The organism is Paractinoplanes polyasparticus, assembly GCF_019710575.1.
GTDB lineage: Bacteria > Actinomycetota > Actinomycetes > Mycobacteriales > Micromonosporaceae > Actinoplanes > Actinoplanes polyasparticus.
Genome location: NZ_JAHWFK010000042.1, coordinates 83,245 through 107,356 on the forward strand (window position 1 = coordinate 83,245; position 24,112 = coordinate 107,356).

The 24,112-nt window shown below is 66.1% G+C and carries 26 protein-coding genes and 2 pseudogenes; 19 read left to right on the plus strand and 9 right to left on the minus strand.

Translation table 11 applies throughout. The annotated features are described in order from the left end of the window. Window positions 1-305: 305 nt before the first annotated feature. A complete protein-coding gene (locus KXC43_RS35945; RefSeq protein ID WP_221380680.1) occupies window positions 306-935 on the plus strand; it encodes a helix-turn-helix transcriptional regulator in 630 nt (209 codons plus the stop codon). Between the two features lie 99 nt (window positions 936-1,034). Here KXC43_RS35945 and KXC43_RS35950 read toward each other — a convergent pair whose 3' ends face one another. Next, complete coding sequence (locus tag KXC43_RS35950; RefSeq protein ID WP_221380681.1) at window positions 1,035-1,622, minus strand: MarR family winged helix-turn-helix transcriptional regulator; 588 nt, start codon at window positions 1,620-1,622, stop codon at window positions 1,035-1,037. A gap of 89 nt (window positions 1,623-1,711) precedes the next feature. On the opposite strand from KXC43_RS35950, the gene KXC43_RS35955 reads away from it, so the two are divergent. Both KXC43_RS35955 and KXC43_RS35960 read left to right on the plus strand, forming a co-directional pair. Beyond that, window positions 1,712-2,659: an NADP-dependent oxidoreductase gene (locus KXC43_RS35955; RefSeq protein ID WP_221380682.1), complete on the plus strand. Its 948-nt coding sequence runs from the start codon at window positions 1,712-1,714 to the stop codon at window positions 2,657-2,659. 476 nt (window positions 2,660-3,135) lie between these two features. Further along, on the plus strand, window positions 3,136-4,389 hold the full coding sequence (locus tag KXC43_RS35960; RefSeq protein WP_221380683.1) for an FAD-binding oxidoreductase: 1,254 nt from the start codon (window positions 3,136-3,138) through the stop codon (window positions 4,387-4,389). A 109-nt stretch (window positions 4,390-4,498) separates the two neighbouring features. On the opposite strand, the gene KXC43_RS35965 is transcribed toward KXC43_RS35960, so the two are convergent. After that, on the minus strand, window positions 4,499-5,749 hold the full coding sequence (locus KXC43_RS35965) for an FAD-binding oxidoreductase (protein ID WP_221380684.1): 1,251 nt from the start codon (window positions 5,747-5,749) through the stop codon (window positions 4,499-4,501). 643 nt (window positions 5,750-6,392) lie between these two features. Here KXC43_RS35965 and KXC43_RS35970 point away from each other — a divergent pair. From KXC43_RS35970 to KXC43_RS35980, 3 genes are read left to right on the plus strand one after another with little or no spacing between them, the layout of a single operon-like run. Then, window positions 6,393-6,773 (plus strand): hypothetical protein, encoded by a 381-nt coding sequence (locus KXC43_RS35970; protein WP_221380685.1) that lies wholly within the window; start codon window positions 6,393-6,395, stop codon window positions 6,771-6,773. Window positions 6,774-6,775: 2 nt separating this feature from the next. Further along, complete coding sequence (locus KXC43_RS35975) at window positions 6,776-8,287, plus strand: sensor histidine kinase (protein ID WP_221380686.1); 1,512 nt, start codon at window positions 6,776-6,778, stop codon at window positions 8,285-8,287. Continuing rightward, window positions 8,274-8,939, plus strand: a complete 666-nt coding sequence (locus tag KXC43_RS35980) for a response regulator (RefSeq protein WP_221380687.1) — start codon at window positions 8,274-8,276, stop codon at window positions 8,937-8,939. The genes KXC43_RS35975 and KXC43_RS35980 overlap by 14 nt, the downstream gene beginning before the upstream one ends. 27 nt (window positions 8,940-8,966) lie before the next feature. On the opposite strand, the gene KXC43_RS35985 is transcribed toward KXC43_RS35980, so the two are convergent. Both KXC43_RS35985 and KXC43_RS35990 read right to left on the minus strand, forming a co-directional pair. After that, window positions 8,967-9,293 (minus strand): hypothetical protein, encoded by a 327-nt coding sequence (locus tag KXC43_RS35985; protein ID WP_221380688.1) that lies wholly within the window; start codon window positions 9,291-9,293, stop codon window positions 8,967-8,969. A 5-nt stretch (window positions 9,294-9,298) separates the two neighbouring features. Then, the gene (locus KXC43_RS35990; RefSeq protein ID WP_308129416.1) at window positions 9,299-10,045 is read right to left on the minus strand and encodes an acyltransferase family protein; all 747 of its coding nucleotides are present in this window, start codon (window positions 10,043-10,045) and stop codon (window positions 9,299-9,301) included. 585 nt (window positions 10,046-10,630) lie between these two features. On the opposite strand from KXC43_RS35990, the gene KXC43_RS35995 reads away from it, so the two are divergent. The 4 genes from KXC43_RS35995 to KXC43_RS36010 all read left to right on the plus strand — a co-directional run bounded on the left by KXC43_RS35995 (window position 10,631) and on the right by KXC43_RS36010 (window position 14,880). Then, complete coding sequence (locus tag KXC43_RS35995; protein WP_221380689.1) at window positions 10,631-11,575, plus strand: LysR family transcriptional regulator; 945 nt, start codon at window positions 10,631-10,633, stop codon at window positions 11,573-11,575. Window positions 11,576-11,694: 119 nt separating this feature from the next. Beyond that, a complete protein-coding gene (locus KXC43_RS36000; protein WP_221380690.1) occupies window positions 11,695-12,729 on the plus strand; it encodes a fatty acid desaturase family protein in 1,035 nt (344 codons plus the stop codon). A 246-nt stretch (window positions 12,730-12,975) separates the two neighbouring features. After that, window positions 12,976-13,740, plus strand: a complete 765-nt coding sequence (locus KXC43_RS51670; protein ID WP_255645420.1) for an Lrp/AsnC family transcriptional regulator — start codon at window positions 12,976-12,978, stop codon at window positions 13,738-13,740. Between the two features lie 183 nt (window positions 13,741-13,923). Continuing rightward, window positions 13,924-14,880: an alpha/beta fold hydrolase gene (locus tag KXC43_RS36010; RefSeq protein ID WP_308129417.1), complete on the plus strand. Its 957-nt coding sequence runs from the start codon at window positions 13,924-13,926 to the stop codon at window positions 14,878-14,880. Between the two features lie 106 nt (window positions 14,881-14,986). Here KXC43_RS36010 and KXC43_RS36015 read toward each other — a convergent pair. Continuing rightward, window positions 14,987-15,361 (minus strand): annotated as a pseudogene (locus KXC43_RS36015) (LLM class flavin-dependent oxidoreductase); the annotation flags it as partial. Between the two features lie 156 nt (window positions 15,362-15,517). Between KXC43_RS36015 and KXC43_RS36020 the strand changes: the two are divergent. Beyond that, the gene (locus KXC43_RS36020) at window positions 15,518-16,060 is read left to right on the plus strand and encodes a hypothetical protein (RefSeq protein WP_221380692.1); all 543 of its coding nucleotides are present in this window, start codon (window positions 15,518-15,520) and stop codon (window positions 16,058-16,060) included. A gap of 37 nt (window positions 16,061-16,097) precedes the next feature. Further along, window positions 16,098-16,688: a GGDEF domain-containing protein gene (locus tag KXC43_RS36025; protein ID WP_221380693.1), complete on the plus strand. Its 591-nt coding sequence runs from the start codon at window positions 16,098-16,100 to the stop codon at window positions 16,686-16,688. Here KXC43_RS36025 and KXC43_RS36030 read toward each other — a convergent pair. Together KXC43_RS36030 and KXC43_RS36035 are read right to left on the minus strand one after the other, a co-directional pair. Further along, window positions 16,686-17,334: pseudogene (locus KXC43_RS36030) on the minus strand (transposase); the annotation flags it as partial. The gene KXC43_RS36025 and the pseudogene KXC43_RS36030 overlap by 3 nt on opposite strands. Window positions 17,335-17,382: 48 nt before the next feature. Continuing rightward, a complete protein-coding gene (locus KXC43_RS36035) occupies window positions 17,383-18,048 on the minus strand; it encodes a hydrolase (RefSeq protein ID WP_221380694.1) in 666 nt (221 codons plus the stop codon). 123 nt (window positions 18,049-18,171) lie between these two features. Here KXC43_RS36035 and KXC43_RS36040 point away from each other — a divergent pair, with 123 nt between their 5' ends. Then, a complete protein-coding gene (locus KXC43_RS36040) occupies window positions 18,172-18,528 on the plus strand; it encodes a winged helix-turn-helix transcriptional regulator (RefSeq protein ID WP_221380695.1) in 357 nt (118 codons plus the stop codon). 160 nt (window positions 18,529-18,688) lie between these two features. Then, window positions 18,689-19,591 carry a LysR family transcriptional regulator gene (locus KXC43_RS36045; protein ID WP_221380696.1) on the plus strand — a complete coding sequence of 301 codons (903 nt, stop codon included), beginning with the start codon at window positions 18,689-18,691 and terminating at the stop codon, window positions 19,589-19,591. Window positions 19,592-20,032: 441 nt separating this feature from the next. On the opposite strand, the gene KXC43_RS36050 is transcribed toward KXC43_RS36045, so the two are convergent. Further along, window positions 20,033-20,224 carry an alpha/beta fold hydrolase gene (locus KXC43_RS36050; protein WP_221380697.1) on the minus strand — a complete coding sequence of 64 codons (192 nt, stop codon included), beginning with the start codon at window positions 20,222-20,224 and terminating at the stop codon, window positions 20,033-20,035. A gap of 182 nt (window positions 20,225-20,406) precedes the next feature. Here KXC43_RS36050 and KXC43_RS36055 point away from each other — a divergent pair, with 182 nt between their 5' ends. The 4 genes from KXC43_RS36055 to KXC43_RS36070 all read left to right on the plus strand — a co-directional run bounded on the left by KXC43_RS36055 (window position 20,407) and on the right by KXC43_RS36070 (window position 23,180). Further along, on the plus strand, window positions 20,407-20,706 hold the full coding sequence (locus KXC43_RS36055; protein WP_221380698.1) for a hypothetical protein: 300 nt from the start codon (window positions 20,407-20,409) through the stop codon (window positions 20,704-20,706). A gap of 326 nt (window positions 20,707-21,032) precedes the next feature. Next, window positions 21,033-21,821, plus strand: a complete 789-nt coding sequence (locus KXC43_RS36060) for an SDR family NAD(P)-dependent oxidoreductase (RefSeq protein WP_221380699.1) — start codon at window positions 21,033-21,035, stop codon at window positions 21,819-21,821. An 89-nt stretch (window positions 21,822-21,910) separates the two neighbouring features. Continuing rightward, on the plus strand, window positions 21,911-22,525 hold the full coding sequence (locus KXC43_RS36065) for a nitroreductase family protein (RefSeq protein WP_221380700.1): 615 nt from the start codon (window positions 21,911-21,913) through the stop codon (window positions 22,523-22,525). Window positions 22,526-22,784: 259 nt separating this feature from the next. Continuing rightward, window positions 22,785-23,180 carry a RidA family protein gene (locus KXC43_RS36070; RefSeq protein WP_221380701.1) on the plus strand — a complete coding sequence of 132 codons (396 nt, stop codon included), beginning with the start codon at window positions 22,785-22,787 and terminating at the stop codon, window positions 23,178-23,180. Window positions 23,181-23,257: 77 nt separating this feature from the next. Here the strand turns inward: KXC43_RS36070 and KXC43_RS36075 are convergent, their stop codons facing one another. Beyond that, a complete protein-coding gene (locus KXC43_RS36075; protein ID WP_221380702.1) occupies window positions 23,258-23,548 on the minus strand; it encodes a hypothetical protein in 291 nt (96 codons plus the stop codon). An 83-nt stretch (window positions 23,549-23,631) separates the two neighbouring features. Between KXC43_RS36075 and KXC43_RS36080 the strand changes: the two genes are divergently transcribed. Next, a complete protein-coding gene (locus tag KXC43_RS36080; RefSeq protein WP_221380703.1) occupies window positions 23,632-24,084 on the plus strand; it encodes a MarR family winged helix-turn-helix transcriptional regulator in 453 nt (150 codons plus the stop codon). Window positions 24,085-24,112: the final 28 nt, after the last annotated feature.

A 24,112-nucleotide genomic window follows, 5' to 3' on the forward strand; every position in this document is an offset into this window, starting at 1 on the left:
GCGAGTACGACCCCGAGGCGCCGAGGCGGGAGGAACCGCCCGATGAGACGGACCCGGGTTATTCACACGGGGATCCCCCCGTGACATACCCGGGGTGGGGCTCTGCCCTCCTGGCTCAGGCTGAATCCATCGACCCAGCAACGTCGGCAGAGTCGAGCAGCACTCCGAGAAGGAGCAGGGATGAGACCTGGAAGAGCTTGCCGGCGCTGTGGCACGGGAAGTGTCCCAGTCGCACCTGGCTGCTTCGGTCATCGTTCGGCCGCTTCGGGCGCAACGACGGTCGTACCAGCGAAAGGACCGGAGGAATGGCGGTTGAGCAGGTTCGTGTCGCTGTCCAGGGCGCCGACGCCCTGAGCCAGGCGGGTCTTGTCAGTTTTCTTCAGCAACGGCCTGAGTTCGTGGTCGTACCCGGTAACCGGCCCGACCAGGCGCAGGTCTTCGTGGTCGGAACCGGGCGCCTCACCGTCGATGTCGTTGCCATGCTGCGGCGGTCCGCGAGGGAGGTGGGCGTGCCGGTCATCCTGGTCGTCGATGGCATCGATGAGTCGGAACTGCTGGTCGCGGTCGAGTGCCGGGTGGTGGCCATCCTGCCGCGCCTGGCGGTCACCGCCGACCGCCTGCACCACGCCATCAGGGCCGCCGCGGAGGGCGGTGCCGTGATGTCGCCGAGCCTGGTCGGCAGCCTGCTGAACCACATTCAGCGACTGCACAAGAACGTTCTCGCGGTGAACGGTCTCGATGCTTCCGGGCTGAACGTTCGCGAGATCGAGGTGCTGCGGCTCATGGCCGATGGCTTCGACACCGTCGAGATCGCCGGCAAACTGTCGGTCTCCGAACGGACCGTGAAGAACATCGTCTATGGCATGACCCACCGCCTCGATCTGCGCAACCGCTCGCATGCGGTGGCCTACGCGCTTCGTGCGGGCATCATCTGATCCCCCCGCCGCTTCACCGAGTCCGACCGACGAGTCAATCGCATCCGGTCTTCTCTGGGGATTTCGCGGGCGTAGCGAGCCCGGCCCACCGCCGTCCTGTCAAACACCGGACCCCGTTTCTGGCGTGGCGCCTCGAGGAGAGGAGTCGGCGGCACCGAGGTCGGGGGTGTTCTGATCGATGGCGATCCCGACGGCGCTACCGATCCGTCCGAGGGCCGACAGGTCGCCCGGCTCGAGTACATCGATGAAGTACTCCCGGACTGCGGCGACGTGTCCGGGTGCCACGGCTACGACCTTGGCGTACCCGGCTTCGGTCAGGGTGGCGTTGGTACGCCGGCCGGAGCCGGGAACCCGGCTTCGCTGGAGAAATCCTCGCTTCTCGAGGCGGCCGGCCACCTGGGAAAGGCGTGACAGAGATGACGACGTGCGAGCCGCGAGGGCGGTCATCCGTAACGTTCGGTCGTCCACTTCGGACAAGGTCGACAACACCGTGTATTCGAAGAAAGTCAGGCCCGCCTCAGCCTGCATCCGGGCGTCGAGCACCGCCGGCAGCCTGATCATGATCGCTGCGTTGGCCCGCCAGGCCGACTGCTGCGCGTCGTCGAGCCAGCGAGTTTCCGCTGTCCGGTGCTCCGGTTCGGGCGCTCGGTGTTGGCGGGCGGTCTTGCGCGGCGTGATCGACGACATGGTGGCAGTCTATGACACCGACTTGTTCACGCGTTAAGTTCGGAGTAGCTTCTTCAAGAGTGAAGTTCGAACCGTTGAGGAGCCCCGCCATGCGCGCTGTCATCGTCCCCGCCCCCGGCAAACCCGCCGAGATCGCCGACATCCCCACCCCCGTACCCGCTGCCGGACAGGTCCTGATCCGGGTCCACGCGGCCGCGCTCAACCCGATGGACAACGTGCTGGCCGCCGGCGCCCTGGCCCCGGCCATGGAACACCGCTACCCCCTGACCCTGGGCCGCGACGTGGCCGGCACCATCGAAGCCCTCGGCCCCGACGTGACCGGCCTGTCCATCGGCGACGCCGTGATCGGCCACATCGGCTTCCAAGCACCCTTCCAAGCCGGCACCCTCGCCGAATACGCCGTCGTGGACGCCCGCACCGTCGCCCTCAAACCCGCCACCCTCGACGACGCCACCGCCGCCGCCCTCCCCTTGGCCGCAGGCGCCGCCCTGGCCATCATCAACGCCGCCGGCCTGCAATCCGGCCAGAGCGTCCTGATCTGCGGCGCCTCCGGCGGCGTCGGCCGCTACGCCGTCCAACTCGCCGCCCAGCGCGGCGCCACCGTCCTCGCCACCGCCACCCCCGCCACCGCCGAACGACTCCGCGAACTCGGCGCCCACACCATCATCGACTACACCACCGCACCGATCACCGACCAAGTCCGCACCCTCTACCCGGACGGGGTCGACGTCCTGCTCAACCTCTGGGCGACCAACCCCCACGACGTCCCCCTGACCACCGTCCGCCCCGGCGGCACCGTCTCCACCATCACCGGCACCCCCGACGCCGACACCGCCACCACCCACGGACTCCACAGCACCGGCATGACCATCGCCAACCCCGACCACAAAACCCTCACCGAACTCGCCCACCACGCCGCCACCGGCACCCTGCACACCGACATCACCCGCACCCTGCCCCTCGCCGACGCCATCGACGGCCTCCGCCAACTCGCCACCGGCCCCAACCACGGCAAAATCGTCATCACCATTTCCTGACCCCACCCCCAACCATCACCCCGCCCGCACAGCGGCCCCCAACCCAAGACGTAGCCGGCGGCACTTCGCCCGCCGGTAAAAGGTGTTGGCGCCGTCCCGGCACGGCTCTTGGTCCCTGGTCCCTGGTCACGAATTCGGAGTCCTTATGTAGCTTCTGGTCTTGATCTGATAGCAAGTCAGTATTGGACGGCCTTCATTTATGAGGGCACGCTGGAGTTGCTGACTGGATGCGGAACGGTCAGTGGCACTTGTGCCGAGGCATGGGGAATGAATGCCTGACCCCCCGCATCGTGAATGCTCCGCTCGTCGTGACCGGCTGGTCGACGCCGGCGACGGAAAGCATCCGATCCAAGGTGCGCCTGGTGAACCGATCTCACCGCCTTCACCGGCGCGGCCGTCGGTCCCGTGAATGCCTCGTCTCAACCGCGACGCTGGCTGCTGCGCAGCTCTCCGAGCACACACGTCTGAGGAGCCCCATGAGAATCTGGAACGCATCCTATTCGGCACAGCCGGCGGACGTGGTCCGTGTCCGATCCGCGTGCGACGTGAGTGCCGCGGTCCTCGACGCCAGAACGCGTGGTCTGCCGCTGTCGGTTCTCGGCGGTGGTCACGATTGGGCCGGACGCTCTGTCCGGCCGGGTGCGCTGGTCATCGATATGTCGGGCATGCGGGACGTCGTGGTCGGTGACGGGATCGCCGTGTTCGGTGGTGGCGCGCGGGCGCTCGACGTCATGGGCGCCGCCGTCGACTCGGGCTATTCGGTGGTGACCGGGACGCAGGGCAGTGTCGGGGCAACCGGTTTGGCCCTCGGCGGTGGCTACGGTCCGCTGGCGGGGGTGGGCGGCGTGGCCTCCGACACCATCATCGCGGCGGAAGTCGTCCTGGCTGACGGAAGCACTGTCACCATCGACGAGTCACATGAGCCGGATCTGTTCTGGGCCCTGCGGGGCGGCGGCGGGAACTTCGGTGTCGTCACGGCCCTGCGGGTGGAACTGCTGCCACTTCCAACCGTGTACGCCGGCACCATCATGTTCCACGCCGACCAGGCCATCGACGTGCTGGGCGACTGGATCGACATGTCGCCCACCCTGCCGGACCAACTGAACGTACGGCCGGGAATGGGGACCGGCCCTGACGGCACGCCCGTGGTGTATCTCGTCTCGACCTGGGCCGGCGATCAGACGGAGGGCGCGGCCTTCTTCGCCCGCCTGGAGAAGCTGGGCAAACCCTTGTTGTCACAGGCGGCACAGGTCCCGCTGAGCGAAGGACTGCGAACGGGCGATCAGCTTTACGGGTTGAGTGACCGGAGCTATGTGATCCGCACGCGCAGCCTGCCGATGCCGGACCTGACCAGCAGTGCCGTGGCGGCGATCGCCCAGGCGGCGGCGAATCGTCCATCAGCGATGTCAGCGATCAACATGCACCATCTTCATGGAGCCGGCATCCGCGTTCCCTCGGCCGGCACGGCTTTCGCGAACCGGCGTCAGCATCTGATGGTCGAGATCATTTCCGTCTGGAACGAGGGCGAGGCGGGGCCACACGACTCGTGGGCCGAAGAGACCGAGCGCCTGTTGGACCCGTATGCGCTGCCGGGCGGGTACCCGAACATGATCGGCCCGGATCGGAAGCAGCAGGCCGCTGAGGCGTACGGGTCGAACGCCGCAAGGTTACTGAAGGTCAAGCAGCGATACGACCCCGAGGGAGTGTTCTCCGCTACCCCTCTGCCCTGACTGTTTCCGAGGAACAGGACGTGGCGGCGTGGAGATCCCACGCCGCCCATTACGTTCGCGGAGCGACTGTGGTTGCCTGCCTCACCGTCCGGCGAGGCAGGCAACGGTGTCAGTAGGGCAACGGGCTGGCCGAGAAGACGGACTGCGGGTCGTATCGACGCTTGAGCGACAGAAGACGGTCGGCGTTCGGACCGTAGGCGTGTGCCACCTGCTCTTTGTCGTCGGGCCCCAGAACGTTCGGGTAGCCACCGGGAAGCGCGTACGGTGCAAGCTTGCGGGACGTGTCCCGGGCCCACGCCTGGCTCTCGGCACTGTCACCGGGGTTCCACGAGCCGATCAGCTGGATCAAGAAGTGTGGGCTGCGCTGGGCGAAGGCGGTTGCCTCGGCGGGCACTCGGGTGGCCGCGCCGTGGAACTGGACGATCTCGATCACGCTGGCCGGAGAGGTGCGTGCCTCGGCGGCTTCGATGATGGCGGCTACGACGTCCGGGTCGAGGGCCGCAATATTGCGCGTGGCCATGCTGTGGTGATGATCGTTGCCGGCCAGCATCGCTTCGCCTTCGCGCAGTACGTCACTGAACGGCTTGATGCGAAGGTCAGCGATGAGAGGGGTGCCCAGCCGGGTGACCCGTCCCATCCACTCCTCGCCGTCCGCCGGATTGCCCATCCAGGCCGGGGCGACGTATGCGACCGTAGGGCCGCCGGGCAGCGTGACGACGCCGGCCCGGGCGCTGAACTCGTCGGGTGCCTCGGCGCAGATCTCCCCGAAGCCTCGCAGGACGGTGGCCGCCTGGTCCCAGCTGAAGGCGACCATCCCGGTCAGGGCTGTGGTGAGAGGGTGCACTCGGAGGTGGAGTGCAGTCACGACGCCGAAGTTGCCACCGCCGCCGCGAAGCGCCCACAGCAAGTCCGAATCCTCCTGCTCGCTGGCGTGCACGAGTGTGCCGTCGGCGAGGACCACGTCGGCGGCGATCAGATTGTCGGATCCCGTTCCCACGAGGCTGTTGAGGTATCCGTATCCGCCGCCGGTCGTGAAGCTTGCGACACCCACCGAACCGACGGTCCCCGCGACGACCGAGCCACCCGCCTTTTCCACGATGGTCGCCACCTCCAGGGACCGGGTGCCTCCACCGACGACCGCGATGTTCTCCGAGACCGTGACGGTGCGCATCCCGGAAAGATCGAGGACCAGACCTCCGTGCCGGACGGAGCGACCAAGCCAGTCGTGTCCTCCGCCGAGCACGGAGATGCCGAGTCCCGCCGCCGTAGCCTTGGCCAGGCCGGCTCGGACGTCGTCGACTGTTGCGCTGACGAGCACTTCCGCCGGTTGGTGGTCGACCGCGGGATTCCATACCTTCATGCCAAGATCTCCTGCTTGATCGATAGTTGCGTGGAATGCATTCCACCTTGCCCGCGGCACTGCCTTGAATTGCTCGGAAGAGTGCGGGTTCCTTGCTGATCCATGCTGGCCTTCGACGGATTCCAAGCTGCCGGAACAGGCGAACGGCAATTCTGTCTCCGTGCTGAAATGTGGACGTCAGAACCTCACGTCACCTTCAGGTCAATGTGGGATCGGAGACGAAATCATCGCTCGGCTGTGCCGGCGCCGGCGGCGGATGTGAATCTGCCCGCTCGTCGCCATTCAATACATGCTCACCCCAAGAGCGTACTGGCAGAACCAGGCGTCATATAGCCGCTGTGTCCACGGGTGCCTTCTTGGTCCTGGCGTTCAAGTACCTCGGGGCACTGTAAGCGGTTGTACGCGGGATACGAGCAAACCAACTTGTACGGTTCGGGCGGCTTACCGCCGCATCGCATACCGGACCGGTCCCGCGGGTATCCACCGGTCTTCGCCCTGTCTCGGCTCACCCCCGGTCGTCGCCAACAGCACTTTCGTACCACCGGCAAGCCGGCAAGATCCGTCGATCGGCGGTCGTTCCGGCGCGTCCACGGCGCGAGTCTGGAGTCGTTCCGTTCGACAGGACTCCGAGGAGAAACCGGTTATGAGTAAGAAGGTCGTTCTGATTGTCAGCGGAGTCGCCGCGCTGCTCGTCTGCGGCGCTGGGGGCGCGCTGGTGTACAGCGGCATCGGTATGGGAAGGGAATACGCCGATACCGCCATCACCGCGGCGCAGTTCGATGCGCAGAAGATCGGCAAGTCCCAGAAGGAGGTCCAGGATGCGCTCCCGGCACCGCTGGAACTCAGCGAGGAAGCAGAGGCGGGCTACTACGGCACTGACCCCACCCGTCAAGGTATGCCGAATGGCGCCTCCTGCGTCTACCACCCGGTGAAGCCGCTGACGGAGGTCGGCGATGAGCCGATGTACCGATTCTGTTTCTCTGCTGGTGAGTTGGTCGAGAAGAAAAAGATCAGGACCGAGTAGTGATGATCAGCCGCATGGTGGCCACTGTCCGCGGGCTGGGGAGGGCGCGCCTGGCGTACGAGTCGACGCTCGCCGTCTTGGTCGCGGGCAGCACCGCCGGGATGTCATTGCTCCTGGGTATCCCGGTGGCCGCCGTTCTGGCGTTGGCGGTTATCGACCTGGTGCTCGTCGCGGCCCGGAAGTCGTACCCGATGGGGGCGCTGGTCGTCTTTTCGGCGGCCACCTTGGCGTCGGGGCGGCCGGACGGTCTGCTACTCGTTGTTCTGAGCTGGTCGGCCGGTTACCGGCTGCCGCCCGGCCGGCTCAGCGCCATCCTGGTCGCTGCGGCCGTGTGCTTCCTGACTGGCAGCCGGCTGCGAGGCGATGAATTCGGACTCCCCGGGCTCGCCTTCTCCGTTGGCATCTTTCTATGCTGTGCGGTCGTCCCGGCCGTCGTCGCGCGGATGTCGGCCCAGCGGCGCGCGATTCTCGATCTGCTGCACGAGCGCACGATTTACCTGGCCGGCCAGCAGCGCATCATCGCCGAGCAGGCCCGCGTCCGGGAGGCCACCCGGATCGCCCGGGAGATGCACGACTCACTCGGGCACCGGCTCACCCTGCTCACGCTGTATGCAGGCGCGCTAAAGTCTTCCGGCCGGGCGGACACCGACACCCTGGATCTGCTGTACGCCACCTCACGTTCGGCCATCGACGAACTACGGCACATCCTTGTCCTTCTGCGCGACGAGTCATCCGAGGAACCGCAGCGGACCAGTCTGGCCCAGGCCGGGGAACTGGTCACCGACGCTCGATCAGCGGGTGCCGAGATCGAGTTGACTCGCGAGGGTGAACCCATCGACCTTCCGGCGATGGTCGAGCACGCGGCTTACCGCACCCTTCAAGAGGGTGTCACGAATGCGCTGCGGCACGCTCGTGGCGGTGCAGTCCGGCTCGCGTTGCGGTACGAAGAGGGCTCGGTGGTCGTTGAGGTTGTCAATGGTCCGGGCCGGCCGCATGAGGGTACGACCAGCGGTCAGGGTCTGTATGGGCTGGCCGAGCGCGTGCGGCTGGCGGGCGGTGTTCTCTATCACGGGCCGGAGCCCGACGGCGGGTACCGGATTGCCGCGACGCTGCCTCTGACCCAATCGGGGCCGCAGAGCCGTGAGCCCTGGTCTTCCGAGCAACCGGTCGTTGTGGATGACGTGGGTGAGGCCCTCCGTCGGCGCGATCAGCGTCGTCGCGCCTGGGTGGCGGGCATGGTGATGTCCGTTCTCGCCCTGGGCATCCTGTGCGCGGGAGGCTTTGTGTTCCTCTGGCTGCGCATCACCGTTGACAGTGACACCTACCAAAGCGTCCGTGTAGGTGAGAGTGAGACGGCTGCACGCGCGAAGCTGCCGCCCCGGTCTTGGTCGCAGGCTTCAGATACTTCTCATCCGGGCTGCACGACCTATCCGGCTCGGTTGCAGGGCGAATACCGGTTCTGCTTCCGCGACGGAACACTGATCTCCAAGGAGACTGTCGATGTCGGGTCGTGAACCGCTGAGGGTCATCGTCGCCGACGACGACGGATTGACCCGTAGCGGCATCGAGCTGATTCTCGCCGGGATCTCGGGGATCGAGGTCGTCGCCGAGGCGGCTGACGGAGCGGAGGCTCGTGACCTCACTGTTCGGCACCGTCCCGACGTCACTCTGCTGGACATCAAGATGCCGATCATGGATGGGCTGGCCGCGTTGCGCGAGATCCGGCGGGCCTGCTCTGTTCCCGTCGTCATGCTCACCACGTTCGGCGAGGAGGAATACATCGAGGACGCACTGACCAGCGGTGCGGCCGGCTTCGTCCTGAAGAGCTCGGCCGCGGAGGAGCTCGGGCCGGCCGTCCGTGCGGCGGCGGCCGGCGAGATGTTCCTCTCCCCGCCGGTCACCCGGCAGACCGTCCGGCGGCTCGAGCAACTACGCCCCGAGCCACCCGGCCACGACGTCGAGGCCCGGCTGGATCAGCTCAGTGACCGCGAACGGGACGTGTTGAGACTGCTCGCTCAGGGGCTGTCCAATATGGTGATCTCCGAGCGGCTGGTGATCTCCGAGAGCACGGTGAAAACACACGTCAGCCGAATCTTGCTCAAGTTGGCATGCGACAACAGGGTCCAGGCTGCTCTTCTTGCCCATCGGAGCGGTCTGCTCGACTAGTCCGCCGCCAACTTGCCGGCGACGTAGTCAGTCGAGTTTCGGTTGCTCGTGCAATCGGCTCGCGGAGATGTTGCTGACCGTACTGCCGTCGGCGAGGTGGAGCGTGAGTGTGGTGCTGTTGGTGTTCGCCTCGTCCACGCCTTCCGGATACCACGCGGCGAAGTAGCCGTCACGGACGAAAGCGTGTGCCGTCCGCGACGAGTCGTCCTTCTCCGCCCGGATGGTGACGTCCACACGGACCACCTGCGAGCCCAGGTGTCCCGCCATGAGCCGCACGTAACCTTCATCGGTGCGCAGCTGACTCCAGGTGTACAGCTCGACGCCCTCGGCGCCCAGTTGCCTGGTGCTGCTCAAGGCGGTCAAGATGCTGGCCTCGGTGACGTTTCCGTCGTGGTTGAGGAAGCACGTCCGGCTTCCATCGGCCATACGGCGTTCAGATACGCATACGCGCCGCGTTTCCCCCCGATGACTACTCGCGCGGTGGCCACCTCCCGCGCCGGTAGGCACTTATCCACAATTTTCCTGACCTCGGCGGCCGGGAGAGGGCTCGGGTCGGGAGTCCACGACGCGTACGCCGGGCCGATGCTGGCCAGGGCCAGCGCGAAGGCCCCGGCCGCGGCGACCGTGCTCGCCACGCCGGCAATCGCCAGACGCGGCGCACGGCGGCGCGAGGGTGCCGGTTCGCGGCCGGCCTGTCGGTCGGTGCTGACGATCCGCTCAAGGAGCTCACGCGCGGGTTTCTGCGCCACGCGACGGGTGAACCCGGCTGCGAGCAGGCACGCCGTGAGCAGATAGAACCGGAGCTCGACCCAGAGTGTCCAATACACGGTGTCAACCAGCGGTGTGTTGAGTGGCTCGGCGAGCATAGTCATGTTGATCAGTACGTCGCCTGTATCTGATTGGCTCGAGAAAGGCAGTCCGCCGGTGATCGACAGCACCGCGGTCACGACGGTCGTTATCACTACGCTCGCCCAGAAGGCGGGGTAGAGCCGCGCGGCGCGGGAGGCGGCGAACTCACGTACGGTGCGGCCCCAGCCGCTCATCAGAATGACGAATCCGCTGATCAGGAAGAATGTCTCGACCCCGGGAAATCCGTAGATCAGCACAGGGGCCGCGTCCGGCAGGAAATAGGCCGGCGGGTGCACCCCGTCCAGTCGCCACGAGTCGCCGAAGTGGTACCGGCCACGGCAAGGGCGCAGAGCAGCCGTAACCCGTCCAGCAGATACAGCCGGGGCACCTGTTCGGCTCGAGAGCCCCGCTCTTGCAGCGGCATCGGCGCCTGCTCGACCGTGGCTGTCGTCATCGGCTGCTCCTGGTGGGTCCTGGGCGCCCGAGCGCGTCCGGACGTACATGTGCAGCGCGATACCGAGTGCTACAGGTAATCCAGATCACTTTGGGTCCGGCCTGTCCCGAGCCCGTCCAGGTACTGGAAGGCCCTTGTCTTCTTGCTTGACACCTCATCGACGCGGTGTGCGCCGAGGCGGTCGATCGCGTTGCCACCCCTGCCCGTTGTGCTCCCGCAGGCCTACCCATCAGGGCCAGCGATCCCCCAGAGGTGGCGCCGGCGCACCAGTTCAGAACAGGGTTGTGTCGAAGTGCTCGGTCCGAGCCGCGGAGGGGCTCGGCTACCCGCGGGGTGTCGCTGAACCGGACACACGCTGAGATGGCCAACTACTTGTCGAAGGACGATCATGGAACTGCGGTACTTCGCCGCTTTCGTCGCCGTAGCCGAGGAGTTGCATTTCGGCCGGGCCGCACGCCGGCTGCACATGGCGCAGCCGCCGTTGAGCCAGATGATCCGGCAGTTGGAGAAGGAACTCGGCGTGCAGTTGTTCGAGCGCAGCACCCGCGTCGTGCGCTTGACGAGCGCGGGGGAGACGTTCCTCGAGCCCGCGCGCCGAGTACTCGACGACATAGACATGGCCAAGCGAGCCGCGAACGGGGCGAAAGCCGGAAAGTGCGGTCGGGTGACGATCGGCTTCGATGGCGCATCGAGCTACGCGGCGCTGCCCCGGCTGTCCCAGTCCGTTCGGGCCGCGCATCCGGGGCTGGATCTGATGCTGAAAGTACAGCCCGACCCCAGTGCCGTACTGGAAGCATTGGCGGAGGGGAAGCTGGACCTGGGATTTGTCCGGATGCCGGTCAACCGGCTCGGTCTCCGCACCCGAATCATCGGGAACGACGAGCTCGTCTGCGTACTTCCGGCGGACCATCCATTCGCGGGCAAGGACGAGATCGATGTCGCCGATCTGGCCCACGACCCGTTTGTCAGTCTGCCCGCGAATACGGGGTCACCCCTGCGAGAGGCGATGATGCGGGCCTGCGAGAGCGCGGGTTTTACTCCCGAAGTCGTGCAGGAAGCACCGGATACGAACACCGTGCTGGCTTTGGTCTCAGCCGGTGTCGGCGTGACGCTGACCTTGAAGTCGGCGGACTATCTCTGCCAGGGCGGACTGGTCTATCTGCCCCTGCGAGGCCGCACGGTCTGGCTTCACGCTGCACTGGCGTGGCGGGCTGACAACCCGTCGGCGGTCCTGCGAGAGGTGCTTGCGGTCGCTGAGCAGGCGCTTCCCACGCAGCCGGCTGAGTCGGAAGACGCCGACACCTCTGTGCGAGACACGGGACTCCACCCGTAGTTTGCCCGGGGTCCCTGTTGTTGCCGGTGTCGGAGAGTGGAGTCGTCGACCGGCAGGAGTCGACGGGAGACGGCAGTACCAGAGCAGATCGCGCCGGACGAGCGTGGGGAAGTAGACGCATGACGACAACGTCACGACAACCGCCGGCTACCTCCGGTAGCGACTTCACTGAATTGAACAAGCGGGTCAACGCCGAGGGGTTGCTGCAGCGGCGGCCGGGCTATTACGCCTGGCGGCTGGCGGTCGTTTCGCTGATACTGGCCGGCACCTGGCTCGCCTTCTTCCTGGTCGGCTCCTCCTGGTGGACACTTGCCGTGGCGGCTGCTCTGGCTGTGACCTACGCCCACGTTGCGCTGATCGCGCACGATGTGGCGCACCGGCAGGTTTTTCGCACCAAGGCGTTGAGCGAGCGGGTCGGAGTGATCGTGGCCAATCTCGCTATCGGTATGAGCTACGGCTGGTGGATGGACAAGCACACCCGCCACCACAACAACCCCAACCATGATGACCTCGACCCGGACGTCGCCCCCAGGACGCTGATCTGGTCCGAGCAGGACGCAGCCGGGCGCACCGGGCTGGCGGCATTCCTCACCCGGCGCCAGGCCTATCTTTTCTTTCCCTTACTCACCTTGCTCGGGGTCAGCCTGCATCAGGCGAGCATCAAGGCCCTGTGGCGGGGCGGCGGGAAACATCGTGCGGTGGAGTCGGTCCTGCTCGGTGCGCACGTCATAGGCTATCTGGTGGCACTCGTGACCGTGTTGTCGCCGTTGCAGGCACTAGCCTTCTTCGTCGTTCACGAAGCGCTGTTCGGTGTCTACCTGGGTCTGACCTTTGCGCCAAACCACAAGGGCATGCCGCACCCCACCGGCGATGAGGACTACTTGCGCAAGCAGGTCCTGACCTCACGCAACGTTCGCGGAGGGTGGCTGACCGACGCCTTGCTCGGCGGTCTGAACTATCAGATCGAGCACCACTTGTTCCCCTCCATGCCGACGCCGAATCTGCGCCGGGCCCAACCGATCGTGCAGGCGTACTGTCGAGAGATCGATGTGTCCTACGAGGTGACCGGGCTGATCGACTCCTACCGTGAGGCGCTTCGCCACTTGCATGAAGTAGGCGCTGCTCTTCGTGGCCAAGCCGGTATGCCGCGGTGAAGCCATTTCATCCGAGTGCAGAGCGATCCTCCTGTCTGGGGAACGCCGCGCGAGGGGCTCAACGGGTGGTGCCTCTCGACATCTCGGTGCGATCGCGCTGTGGCTCCGCGGCGGGGCCGACGTCAGCGATCATACGTTGGGCCTACCGGGGAGTCGGAAGTCTCCGTCCTGTGGCCGATGCGGCGCGATAAGCCATCGATGAACGTGGTAGGTCGGGGCTGTCGCTGTCGCACCCATGGAGCCTTCATGTCTGATGCCCAGTTCGAGATCCCTACGTTGCCGATCGTCGCTGCACTGGGAACTGTGCTTCTTTCTGGGTCGTGGTTTGTTCTTCACTTACGCGGCATCTTGACGTGGTCGCGGCTGTTCACCGCCTGGGCCGCATGCCTTGTCACGTCGTCGGCTAAAGGGTTCGATGATGTTTTGGCGGACGCCGGAGCACCGAAAAAGTTGCGGAGCCCGGTCTCTCCTGTTGATCAAAGCCGCGGTCGCCGGACGGTCACTCAGCGGGACCGAGGGGCAAGTCAGCAAGTCCTGTGGATAATACAGTCTGTGGACGAACTTGATTCGGCGATCATCACTTACCTCCAAACAGATGCCCGGCAAACGAACCGGGACCTTGCGCGAACGCTTGGCATCGCTCCCTCCACCTGTCTGGAACGGGTTCGGACCTTACGGGAACGCGGGGTCATCACTGGTTTTCACGCGTCGGTCAGCCTCACCGCGCTCAATCGTGACGTGCAGGCGATGCTGCATGTCCAGGTCCGGCCGCTGAGCCGGCAAGTTATCGACGGGTTCAAGGCGTACGCCTTGTCTTTGCCGGAGGTGCTTTCTGTCTTTGTCGTGGCCGGTGGAGACGACTTCCTCGTTCACGTGGCCGTGCCCAGCGTCGACAGCCTGCACGCCTTTCTCATGGACAAGTTCAGCGGCCGTCGCGAGATCGCCGGGTTCCGCAGCTCCGTTATCTACCAGCACGTTGGTAAGACCACCATTGAGCCTCTCACCGACTGACCGCTTTCCGGCTTGTTGGGTCCGGCAGTCTTGTTCGGTGGTGAAAGCGTCGTCGCTGCGGTCGGGTGCACCGTCGGCCGGTCGGAGGCGGCCCGTGACCTATGGGCACACCGCAGGGGCCGATGGTTCCTCCTTGGGCCAGCCGGTTAGCGGCGCCATTGAGGATGGCGATAGGAATAAGCCGTGATCGATATCGGACAGAGGTTCCTCGAGGTCAACGGCATCCGTATGCACATGCTCGAGGCTGGTACCGGGCCACTCGTGTTGATGCTGCACGGGTTCCCGGAGACGTCGTACTCGTATCGGCATCAGGTAGTCGCACTGGCCGAGGCCGGATTTCACGCAGTGGCCCCGGACCAGCGCGGCTACCCGCTGACTGAGCAGCCGCCGTCGGTCGACGACTACACGATCCACCACTTGATCGGCGATGCGGTCGGGTTGATCAACGGGCTCGGCGTATCGGACGCGGTTGTGGTCGGCCACGACTGGGGGTCGCCGGTGGCCTGGGGTGTAGCGCAATGTCGGCCCGATCTGGTCAGAGGCGTCGCCTCGTTGAGCGTTCCGTTCGCGCCGCGCGCACCGGTCGACCCCTTGAACACGGCTCGGGCAGCCTACGGCGACAACTTCTATCAGTTGTACTTCCAGCAGCCGGGCGTCGCAGAGCGGGAATTCGAAACCGAAACGGCCGAGATGTTCCGGCGGATGTTCTACTGGTATTCCGGTGACGCCCCGGAGATCCAGACTCTCATGTGCGACGAGAACGGGATGACCGGTTCGTTGCCCATGCCGGATGTCTTACCGGCGTGGCTCTCCGAACAAGACATCTCTGTGTACGCCGACGCCTTCGCCGAGCGGGGCTTCACCGGATCTTTGAACTGGTACCGGAACATCACCCGCAACTGGGAGCTGACCAGTTCCTGGGCCGGCCTCATGATCACTAGGCCGGCGATGTTCATCGGAGGTGACCGAGATCCGGTGGTCAACTGGTACAACCCCGCGTTGCTGCGTCAGGCGATGGCTGCGGCGGTCACCAACCTCACCTCCTACGCGATGATTGCCGATGCGGGACATTGGATCCAGCAGGAGCGCCCTGCTGAGACGAGCGCGGCCCTGCTCGAATTCGCGCGGTCGGTGTCGTGAATCGCTGTTCCCTGACAGCTGGCGTCGAGGCCATGTCCGCGGCGGCAAGAACGTCGAGTCCGCCGTGGGTGGCTCCCGGTCGTCGTCCTCTCGGCGGTGAGCAGCCTTAACCGGCCAACGCCTTCAGCGCCGGCATGATGTCGCGCAGGCCGATTTCGATGTGGCTGTACATCTCCCCGTTGAGGACCAGGGTGCCGAGCCGCGACCGGCGATGATTTCTTAGCGGCCGCCGTAGACCAGATAGACGGTCGCGAAAGTTCTGGAAAACTCGAACCGGGTCCTCCGACCCCAGCACGGTCACGCCGCTGGTCAGTCTGATGTTCTTTGTCCGCATCGCCACCGCCGCCAGGACGACCAGCGGGGTGGACGCGACGAAGTGGGACCGGTGGTGCTCGCCGACGCCAGGCAGGGCCACGCCGGCCTCGTCGGCTACGACCGCCTGCTCGGCCAGTTCGGCCACGCGGTCGCGCGGCGCGGTCGGGCTGCCCGGACGACGGCCGCGGCGCCTTCGTCCGCGTCACCGAGGAAGGCCGGGCCGCCATCCAGCGCGCCGCGCCCGGCCACGTCCGGGCCGTACGGCGCCTCGTCTTCGACGCACCCACCTCTGACGAGGTGACCCAGCTGGACCGGGGACACGATGACAGCCAGCGACGCCAAGACCCGCGAGTGGGCGTCGACGACTTTCACCGGCCCCGCCGCCGGCCTGGGCAAGGTCCTGGACTCCAGCAGCGTCGGCATTGCCTGGCTGGTAGTTCTCCGCGAGGACGGCACAGTGCTGGGCGCCTCACCTCGACCAATGGACACGCTCGCCGCGTCCCTGGGGACCGACCCTGGATTCCGGACAGCAGTCACCACCGGTCACCTCACCTACGGCGACGTCAAGGTGGAAGACGGCCGGCCGGTGGTGTACGGATTCCAGCCGTTCAGCGCTTCAGGCGGGACGCGGGTCCTAGTCGTTCCTGCGACGGTCGCCGAGGTGGCAAGCCTTCTTCGGAGCGCCCTCAACGTGACCACCGGCCGGACCTACGTCATCGACAACGCCGGCGCCACGGTGATCGCCTCGGACGCCACGCCGGTAGGGCGGCCCATTCCCGACGAGAAGCTCGCCGCCACGGTCACCTTGATCCTGGTCATCGGCGCCGCCACCCTGATCAGCTCGGCTAGGCTGGCACACACTTGATTGCACGACCCGCTGACGGGGCTGCCCAACCCGGACGTTGTTCCGCACCGAAGCCGAAAACGCGCTCGCGCAGAAGCGGCCGGTGGCGGTTCTGTTCCTGGACCTTGACGGATTCAAGCCGGTGAACGACAGATACGGTCACGCGGCCGGCGACACGTTGCTGGCTGAGGTGGCCCGGCGTCTGGTGGCGGTCATCCGGCCCGAGGACGTCGTAAGTCGCTTCGGCGGCGACGAGTTTCTGGTGCTCGGCCGGGGGATGGGCGACGAACACCTGGCCTACGCGACGGCCGACCGCATTCGTGGCGACCCCTCCCGGCCGGTCGAGATCGACGGGCAGACGGTGCGAATCGGCGTCTCGGTCGGCATCGCCGTGTCGGCTTCGCACACCGTCGGCGCCGAGGCGCTCGTCCACAACGCCGATCTCACCCTCTATCGAGCCAAAGGTAACGGTCGCGGACGGATCGAGTGTTCACTCCGGATCTCGCGGTCTCGGAACGCAAATGAGCTTCTGCCTCCGCCGTGTGTGACACTGCTGCGCAGCCGCTACCGCCGGCCGGATGCCGCGCGCATCCGGCCGGCGCGCCCAGGTTCTGTCCCGCGGATCATGTCCGTCGGGCACGGCACGTAGCCAGTCCAGCATTTCGACCAGGTCGAGGGTGGCTTGATAGTTGACGCCGAGCTTGTCGAACCTGGTGGCGAGCCCTCGCCGGTGTTTACGCCGGTTGAAGTCGCGTTCGACCTGGTTGCGATGCGGATAGGCATCGGCGTTTTGAACGCGGGTGGTCGACCACCGCGCGAACCGCGGCGTTGCCGGTTCGCGATCTGGTCGTTGGACTCTGGGATCGTCGTACGGATCCGCTTGCCGCGCAGGGCCTGCCGGTTGGCTCGCGAGGAGTAGGCCTTGTCGCCGGTCACCGACTCCGGTCGGCTGCGCGGCCGGCCAATCCCGCCGGGCCGGGCGACGCGGACCTGGTCCAGCAACGGGATCAGCTGCCGGGTGTCGGCGGCCTGCCCGGGTGTGATGAGCGTGGCCAAGGATCGGCCGCGCCCGTGCCATCGGCCGCCCACCGGGTGAAACGTTGATGGGCGGTCTTCCCCGGGCCGTAACGTTCGGGCAGGTCACGCCAGGGAGAGCCGGTGCGCTTGACCCAGCAGATCGCGTTGATGACCTGCCGGTGATCACGCCACTGCCCGCCCCGGACGGGCTGCGCCGGCAGCAACGGCTCCAGCACAACCCATTCCTCGCTACTCAGATCACCACGCGCCGCACCGATTCAACGACCGTCATCCATGATCGCCACGCACGATCCGCGGGACAGAACCTAGCCCTTGACGAAGCCCGATGTCACGTAGTTGACGCCCTGTCCCCAGGCGCCCATGTGGTCGCGGATGATGTCGTTGACGGGTCCGTAGGTCTCCGTACGGGCCCAGTCGCGCTGCAGTTCGGAGATCACGCTCGCGGTGCTGACCGGTACGACGCCCTTCTGGGTCATCCGGATGATCGCGGCGTCGTGCGCGGCTGTGCTCGAGCCGGCGGAGGCGTCAACCACTGCGAAGACCTCGTAGCCCGCCTCCACGGCAGAGAGCGCCGGGAAGGTCAGGCAGACCTCGGTCCAGAGCCCGGCGATCAACAGCCGCCTCCGGCCGGTGGCCTCCACGGCCGCCCGGAAGGTGCCGTCCTGCCAGGCGTTGATGTGCGAGCGGTCGATGACGTCGATCTCCGGCAGCACCCGGGTGATTTCCGGGATCAGAGCACCGCCGAACGTCTCGGCGGAGATCGAGGTGAGGACCGTGGGGAGTTCGTACAGCTTGGCCAGCTTGGCCAGAGCGGCCACGTTGTTGACAAGAGCCTGCGGGTCCGTGCTGCTGCGCGCCCCGAAGATCATCTGGGGCTGGTGGTCGACGAGGAGCAATGCCGTGTCCTCGGCATTGAAGAGGCTGCTGATGGCGCTGTCGGGCAGGTCCGCGTGGGTGTTGCTGCTGGTCACGAGTTACACCTTCCAGTACGAACTATGGCTTGATAGTCGCTTTCCATGTGAAAGCGGCTTGCCATCGAAATTAGCGGGCCGAGTGTCGATGTGCAAGTCGCTATCTTTGGGTAAGCTAGCCACATGTCCACCTACGAGCCTGACTTCTGCCCCCGATACCACCTGGCCGTCGAGATGGTCGGCCGTCGATGGGCCGGCGTGATCCTGCGTGAGTTGCTCCGAGGTGCTACGCGCTTCCGCCAGATCGGCGACGCCATCCCTGACATCACCGACAAGCTGCTTTCGGAGCGGCTCAAGCGCTTCGAGAGCGAGGGAATCGTCGAGCGCGTGGTGCAGCCGACCACTCCGGTGACGATCGACTACTACCTCACCGAGAAGGGCCTCGCCCTCGAAGCGGCAGTTCGGGAGCTCTCCCGGTGGGCTGAGACGTGGCTCCCGGCTCCGGTCGAGGTCCCGGACGAGGAGCGGGTGGCCGCCTGAGCCGTCCCTCGAATGACTTGAGGAAGTCTTTGCGGATGAGTTCTGCGAGGTGAAGTAGGCTAACCACCAAGCGGTGTGCGGACCCGCCGGATTGTTCATTTCACCAAGCCCAATTGTGGGTCGGCCGAGACACCTCGCCACCCAATCGACAAGGGTGATCATGGAACTGCGGTACCTGACGGCGTTTGTGGCCGTAGCTGAGGAGTTGCATTTCGGCCGGGCGGCCCGGCGCCTTCAGATGGCGCAGCCACCGCTAAGCCAGTTGATTCGCCAGCTGGAGAAGGAACTGGGTGTGCAGCTGTTCGAGCGCAGCACCCGGAGTGTCCGGTTGACCAGTGCGGGCGAGACGTTCCTGGCGCCCGCCCGGCGGGTGCTCGACGACGTCGACACGGCCAAGCGGGCCGCCAAGTCGGCCGGGATCGGGGAGTTCGGGCGGGTCGTCGTCGGCTTCGGCGGGGCGTCGAGCCATGCAGCGCTGCCCCGGCTGGCCCGGGCGGTTCGCGCCGCGCACCCCGGGCTCGAGCTGGTGATGAAGGTGCAGAAGTACGCCAACGTAGCCTTGGAGGGCGTCGCGGACGGCTCGCTCGACCTCGGCTTCGTCCGGATGCCGGTGGACCGTCCCGGTCTGCAGACCCGGGTTTTCGAGAACGACCAGCTCGTCTGCGCCCTCCCGACGGATCATCCGCTGGCCGGCAAGGAAGAAATCGACCTGACGGACCTGGCGTACGACCCGTTCGTCAGCCTTCCGGCGAACTCAGGCTCGACGCTGCGGGACGCGATGACACGCACCTGCGAAGAGGCAGGCTTCACGCCCAAGGTCGTGCAGGAGGCGCCGGACTCCAACACAGTTCTGGCGCTGGTGTCCGCCGGTGTGGGAGTCACGCTGACGTTGAAGTCTGTCGAGCACGTCTGCCAGGGCGGCCTGGTCTATCTGCCGCTTGCCGGTCGAACGGTGTGGCTGCAGGCGGCTCTCGCGTGGCGCACGGACAACCCGTCGGCGGCTCTGCGGGCCGTCCTCGAAATCGCCGAACGGGAACTGCCGACCCCGCCCGCGGTGTCCTGATCGTTGCCGGATGAACTTCCACGGGTGTGGGCCGTCCTGGATGCACTGCACCGAGGCGTCCAATGGCGGGTGCGGTGTCTCAAGAGCTGCAAATCCAGCTCGACTCCACGGCAAGGAGAGCGGAAGACGCCAGCGAGTCACGAGACCGAGCGGGAGAAGGCGCTCAGGGCCGCGCTTGTCTCGTCCGGGCGCTCTTGCGGAATCCAGTGCCGCACATACCGCGTCCAAGGGGTTGATCGGTGTGCGCGGCCCGAACGGGACGCTCAGCGAGGCGACACCGCGCACAGATCAGGGCGGCTCTGCGCGACGCCCAGGCGACCGGCTAACCCCAGTCGTGGCCGACCACGACGGCGTCCCGAGCGTCGAGCCCGTTAATAAGACCGACGGCGTCACCGATCAGATGGTGAATGGTGTAGTCGGCGACCGATGGTGGCTGCTCGGTTAAGAATGTCCGCGCTGGTCCGGAGCAACCGCGTGGAATCCGGCCTCGGCGAGCGCGGCGACCTGATGGCGGTAAGGGTATGCGGTCTCCAGGAAGCCGCGCAGTAACAAGACGAGCGGAGCCTCTCCAGCCTCGATGAGGTGCATGCGGATGCCGTTGACGTCGAGGTTCCTATGTGTAATGTCGGTCACCGGCCACTTCTAGCCCTTGCATTAGGTGTTGGGCCGGCTCGCTGTGCGGCCGGCCGCCGCGGTTCAGCCGCCGTCACGGATTCGCGGAAGCGTCCACTATTCAGAGTCGCTGACTGTAAGTCATGTGCGGTGACCCGACGGCCGTTCCGCTGTGTGCCACATGCTTTCGGAGGGGCCGTCCCATGAAGCTCGGTGTGGCGTTCGACAACGGCTCGCTGCGTACGAAGCTCGGTGCCGCGGTGCTGATTGCGATCTTCAGTGGCCCCGGCATGAGCGCTGTGGCGATCACTACGGTGACCCGCTTGAACAACCAGGCTGAGGCGTCGCAGCAGCAGGCCCTCACGGTTCAGGCCGCCGCCGGAGCGTTCGGCAAGAACGTCGAGGGTTTCCGCAGGAACACCTCAGCACTGCAGGTCTATCCGGACTACAAGGAGAGGATCGGCGAGGCGCGGAAAGGTAATGAACGGGCTGCCGGCGCATGAGCCGATCCTTGCCTTCCGTGGTGAAGCCGTTGTTGCCCCCGGCGACTTGATGCACAAACACCAGGCCTGTTCGCCAAACGCATTCTTGAAGCTCTGCCTGGTCGGCAACGGCGATGACCGGTCCGCCGCTGCCAGCGATTGTGCACGGTCTGCTCTCAGTGTCAGAGCTATTTGGTATTGGACGCTTATGAGTCGCAGTGCCACACTGGTCGAGTAGCCGGCAGTCGCTTCGGCAGTGATTCGATCCTATTAAGCGGGACTCTGTTGAACCATGTCTTTCAAATTTTAATTGTAACGTAAACCACTTGAGGGAAGGAGGTGCACAAGTGATCATCGATTTTACCGGCCGCCGGGTCCTCGTAACGGGTTCCACCAGCGGCATCGGGTTCGCCGCGGCCCAGGGTTTTCTGGCGGCGGGCGCGAGTGTCGTCATCAACGGACGCAGTGCGCAGACGGTCGCCGACGCCGTGACGAGGCTGGGCGGCCCTACGGCGGCAGTCACCGGGTTCGCGGGTGATCTGGGCACAGAACTCGCCTGCTCGAAGTTGATCGGCGAGCATCCGAGCTTCGACGTCATCGTCAACAACATCGGTGTGTACGGCCCGCAGGACTTCTTCGACATTCCTGACGGTGAATGGGACCGCTTCTTCCAGACCAATGTCATGTCCGGTGTCCGGCTGGCGAGGGCTTACGCGCCGGCCATGGTCGAGCGTGGATGGGGCCGGATCGTCTTCATTTCGTCAGAATCGGCGCTCAACATTCCGGTCGACATGATTCATTACGGCTTCACCAAGACCGCGCAGCTGGCGATCTCGCGGGGGCTGGCCAAGCGGCTCGCCGGAACAGGCGTAACCGTCAATGCTGTGCTGCCCGGACCTACGCTTTCCGAGGGGGTTGCCGGCCTGCTGCAGGCCGACATGGACCGCACCGGTGGCGATCTCCAGACTGTGGCAGCGGATTTCATCGCATCCCACCGCAGCTCGTCGATCCTCCAGCGCGCCGCCACCGTCGACGAGGTGGCCAACATGATCGTCTACGTGAGCTCGGCGCAGGCCTCAGCGACCACCGGCGCGGCCCTGCGGGTCGACGGTGGCGTGGTCGACACCATCGCCTGACGGCTGTCTCTGCTTCTACTCACTGAAATCTGCCCGGCCGGCGATCGCCGGCGGCGGGACTATGCACGGCTTTCGAAAGGAAACATCCCATGCACCCCATCATCCAGGCCATCGAAGAGCGCCGGACCGTCAACCATTTCGATCCCACGCGGGAGCTCAGTGACGAGGTGATCACTGACTTGGTCCGGCTGGCGACGTTGGCGCCGTCGTCGTTCAACCTGCAGAATTGGCGCCTGATCGGCGTCCGGACGCCCGAAGCAAAGGCACGGCTGCGCCAAATCGGCTGGGACCAGCCCAAGATCACCGAGGCTGCGGTGACCTTCGTCGTCGTCGGCCAGCTGGCCGACCACCAGCTGGTGCCCGACCGGCTCAAGCCGGCGGTCGACGCCGACATCATGCCGCAGGCCGTCGCGACAGGCTGGGCGGGGGCGGCGAAGCGGCTTTACGACGAGCAGCCCCAGCGGCAGCGGGATGAGGCGATCCGGTCGGCGACCCTCGGCGTCAGCACGCTGATCTTCGCGGCGCACGCGATGGGCCTGGCCACCGGACCGATGATCGGGTTCGACGCCGACGACGTCGCCAAGGAGTTCGACCTGGCCGAGGACGAGTTCCCGGTGATGCTCGTCGCCCTGGGCTACGCGGCCCCTGAGAACTGGGTGCAGAAGCCCCGCCGTCACGTCTCGAACGTGCTCGACCTGGTCTAGCTGCGCTGTCCTCCGGGCCGGGTCGGCGGCCCGGGGGACGACCTGGTCAGACCGTGGACCCCGGGCGAGCGCACACTCAGCCAGTTCATCACCGATACGGAGCCTCGCCGAGAGGGCCGGGTCGGCGGCTGGACATCGCCGGCCTCATCTGACGTTCCGGCGTGCGAGCACCGGCAGCAGTGCACGATCAAGAAGTCCTCAACATGCGGCACCCGTTCACCGGTCATCACACCATACCTACAGTGGGAGTTCACCGGACATGTCATTGCGCCACGTCGACCCCGAGGGCCTGAACCCTGTGCCGGGAGTCCTGAGTCACGCCGTCGTCGTCCCGGACGCCGGCCTGGTCTACCTTTCTGGTCAGGTCGCCTGGAACGAGGCCGGCGAACTGGTCGGTGCGAACGACCACGGGCAGCAGGCCGAGCAGATCGTCCGCAACATCGACACGGCGCTTGCCGCCGTGGGAACCGATCGGTCCCGGGTGGTCAAAGAAACGATCTACGTCGCCGATTATCGCCCGGGGGTGGCGGGGCCGATCTTCGCGGCGCTGCGAGAGGGGGTCACGACGCCACCGCCTGCACAGACCATGGTCGGTGTGGCCGCTCTGTTCTCGCCCGACTTCCTGGTCGAGATCGACATCGTGGCTGCCCTCTGAACACGTCTGCGCTGTCGGGCCCGGTGTGTCTACCGCGGCTGTGTTTCTTAAAGAGCAGCTGATGCAGACAGCCGCCGTCACCTGGCCAGGTCGACGGGTCGGCGCTGGCGAGCCGGGCGCCGTGCATAGCGGCGCACCGCCGCGGCCACCCGGCAGGCGTGACGGCGGGCGGGCGAAGAACACCCGGTCGTCACCGATACGGACCACGATTTGCGCCCCGGCGCAGGGCAAAGCTCGACGGTCAACTGGACCGGGTCATAGCCGCCGTCGAAAGCGAACAGCGCCGGTGCCGGTGCCGGTGCCGGGACCATGCCGAGCCGGGCACCGGCGCCGGACCGGGTTGCGCCCTGAGGCCGGATCTCGGTCACCGTGAGACATTCTGGCCGGCCTTGCGACCGACTCCCCGAGACCCGTTAGCGTTGTCGTGGTCACCAAGTAGGGAGTGAGAACGATGGGCGACGATGAGCTCGACCTGCCGCCGCTGTTGGACATCACGATCGCTGTTCAGCGCACCGTGAACGCCTCGAACGAGCTCATTGCTCGTGCCTCGCGGGAGCTTGGCGTCAACACCACCGACATGGCCGCGCTGTCGCTGCTTGAGCAATACGGACCGATGGGGCCCGCCGAGCTGGCCAACCGGCTCGGCATCCGGACCGCCTCGGTGACCGCCCTCATTGACCGGCTGGAGAGTGTCGGCCATGTCGAACGGTCCAGTCATCCCCACGATCGCCGCCGCGTCACCGTGGCACCGACCCCCACAGCCCATCGTGCGGCGTTGAACTTCATCCGTCCCACGATCATCGCGATCGACGAGGCCGGCCGAGCCTTGAGCCCGGATGCCCGGCGAATCGTCCAGCAGTATCTGGCGGGAGTCCTGCAAGCTCTGGAGACAAGACCGCAATAGTGTCACAAATCACACACTTTGTCTAGTA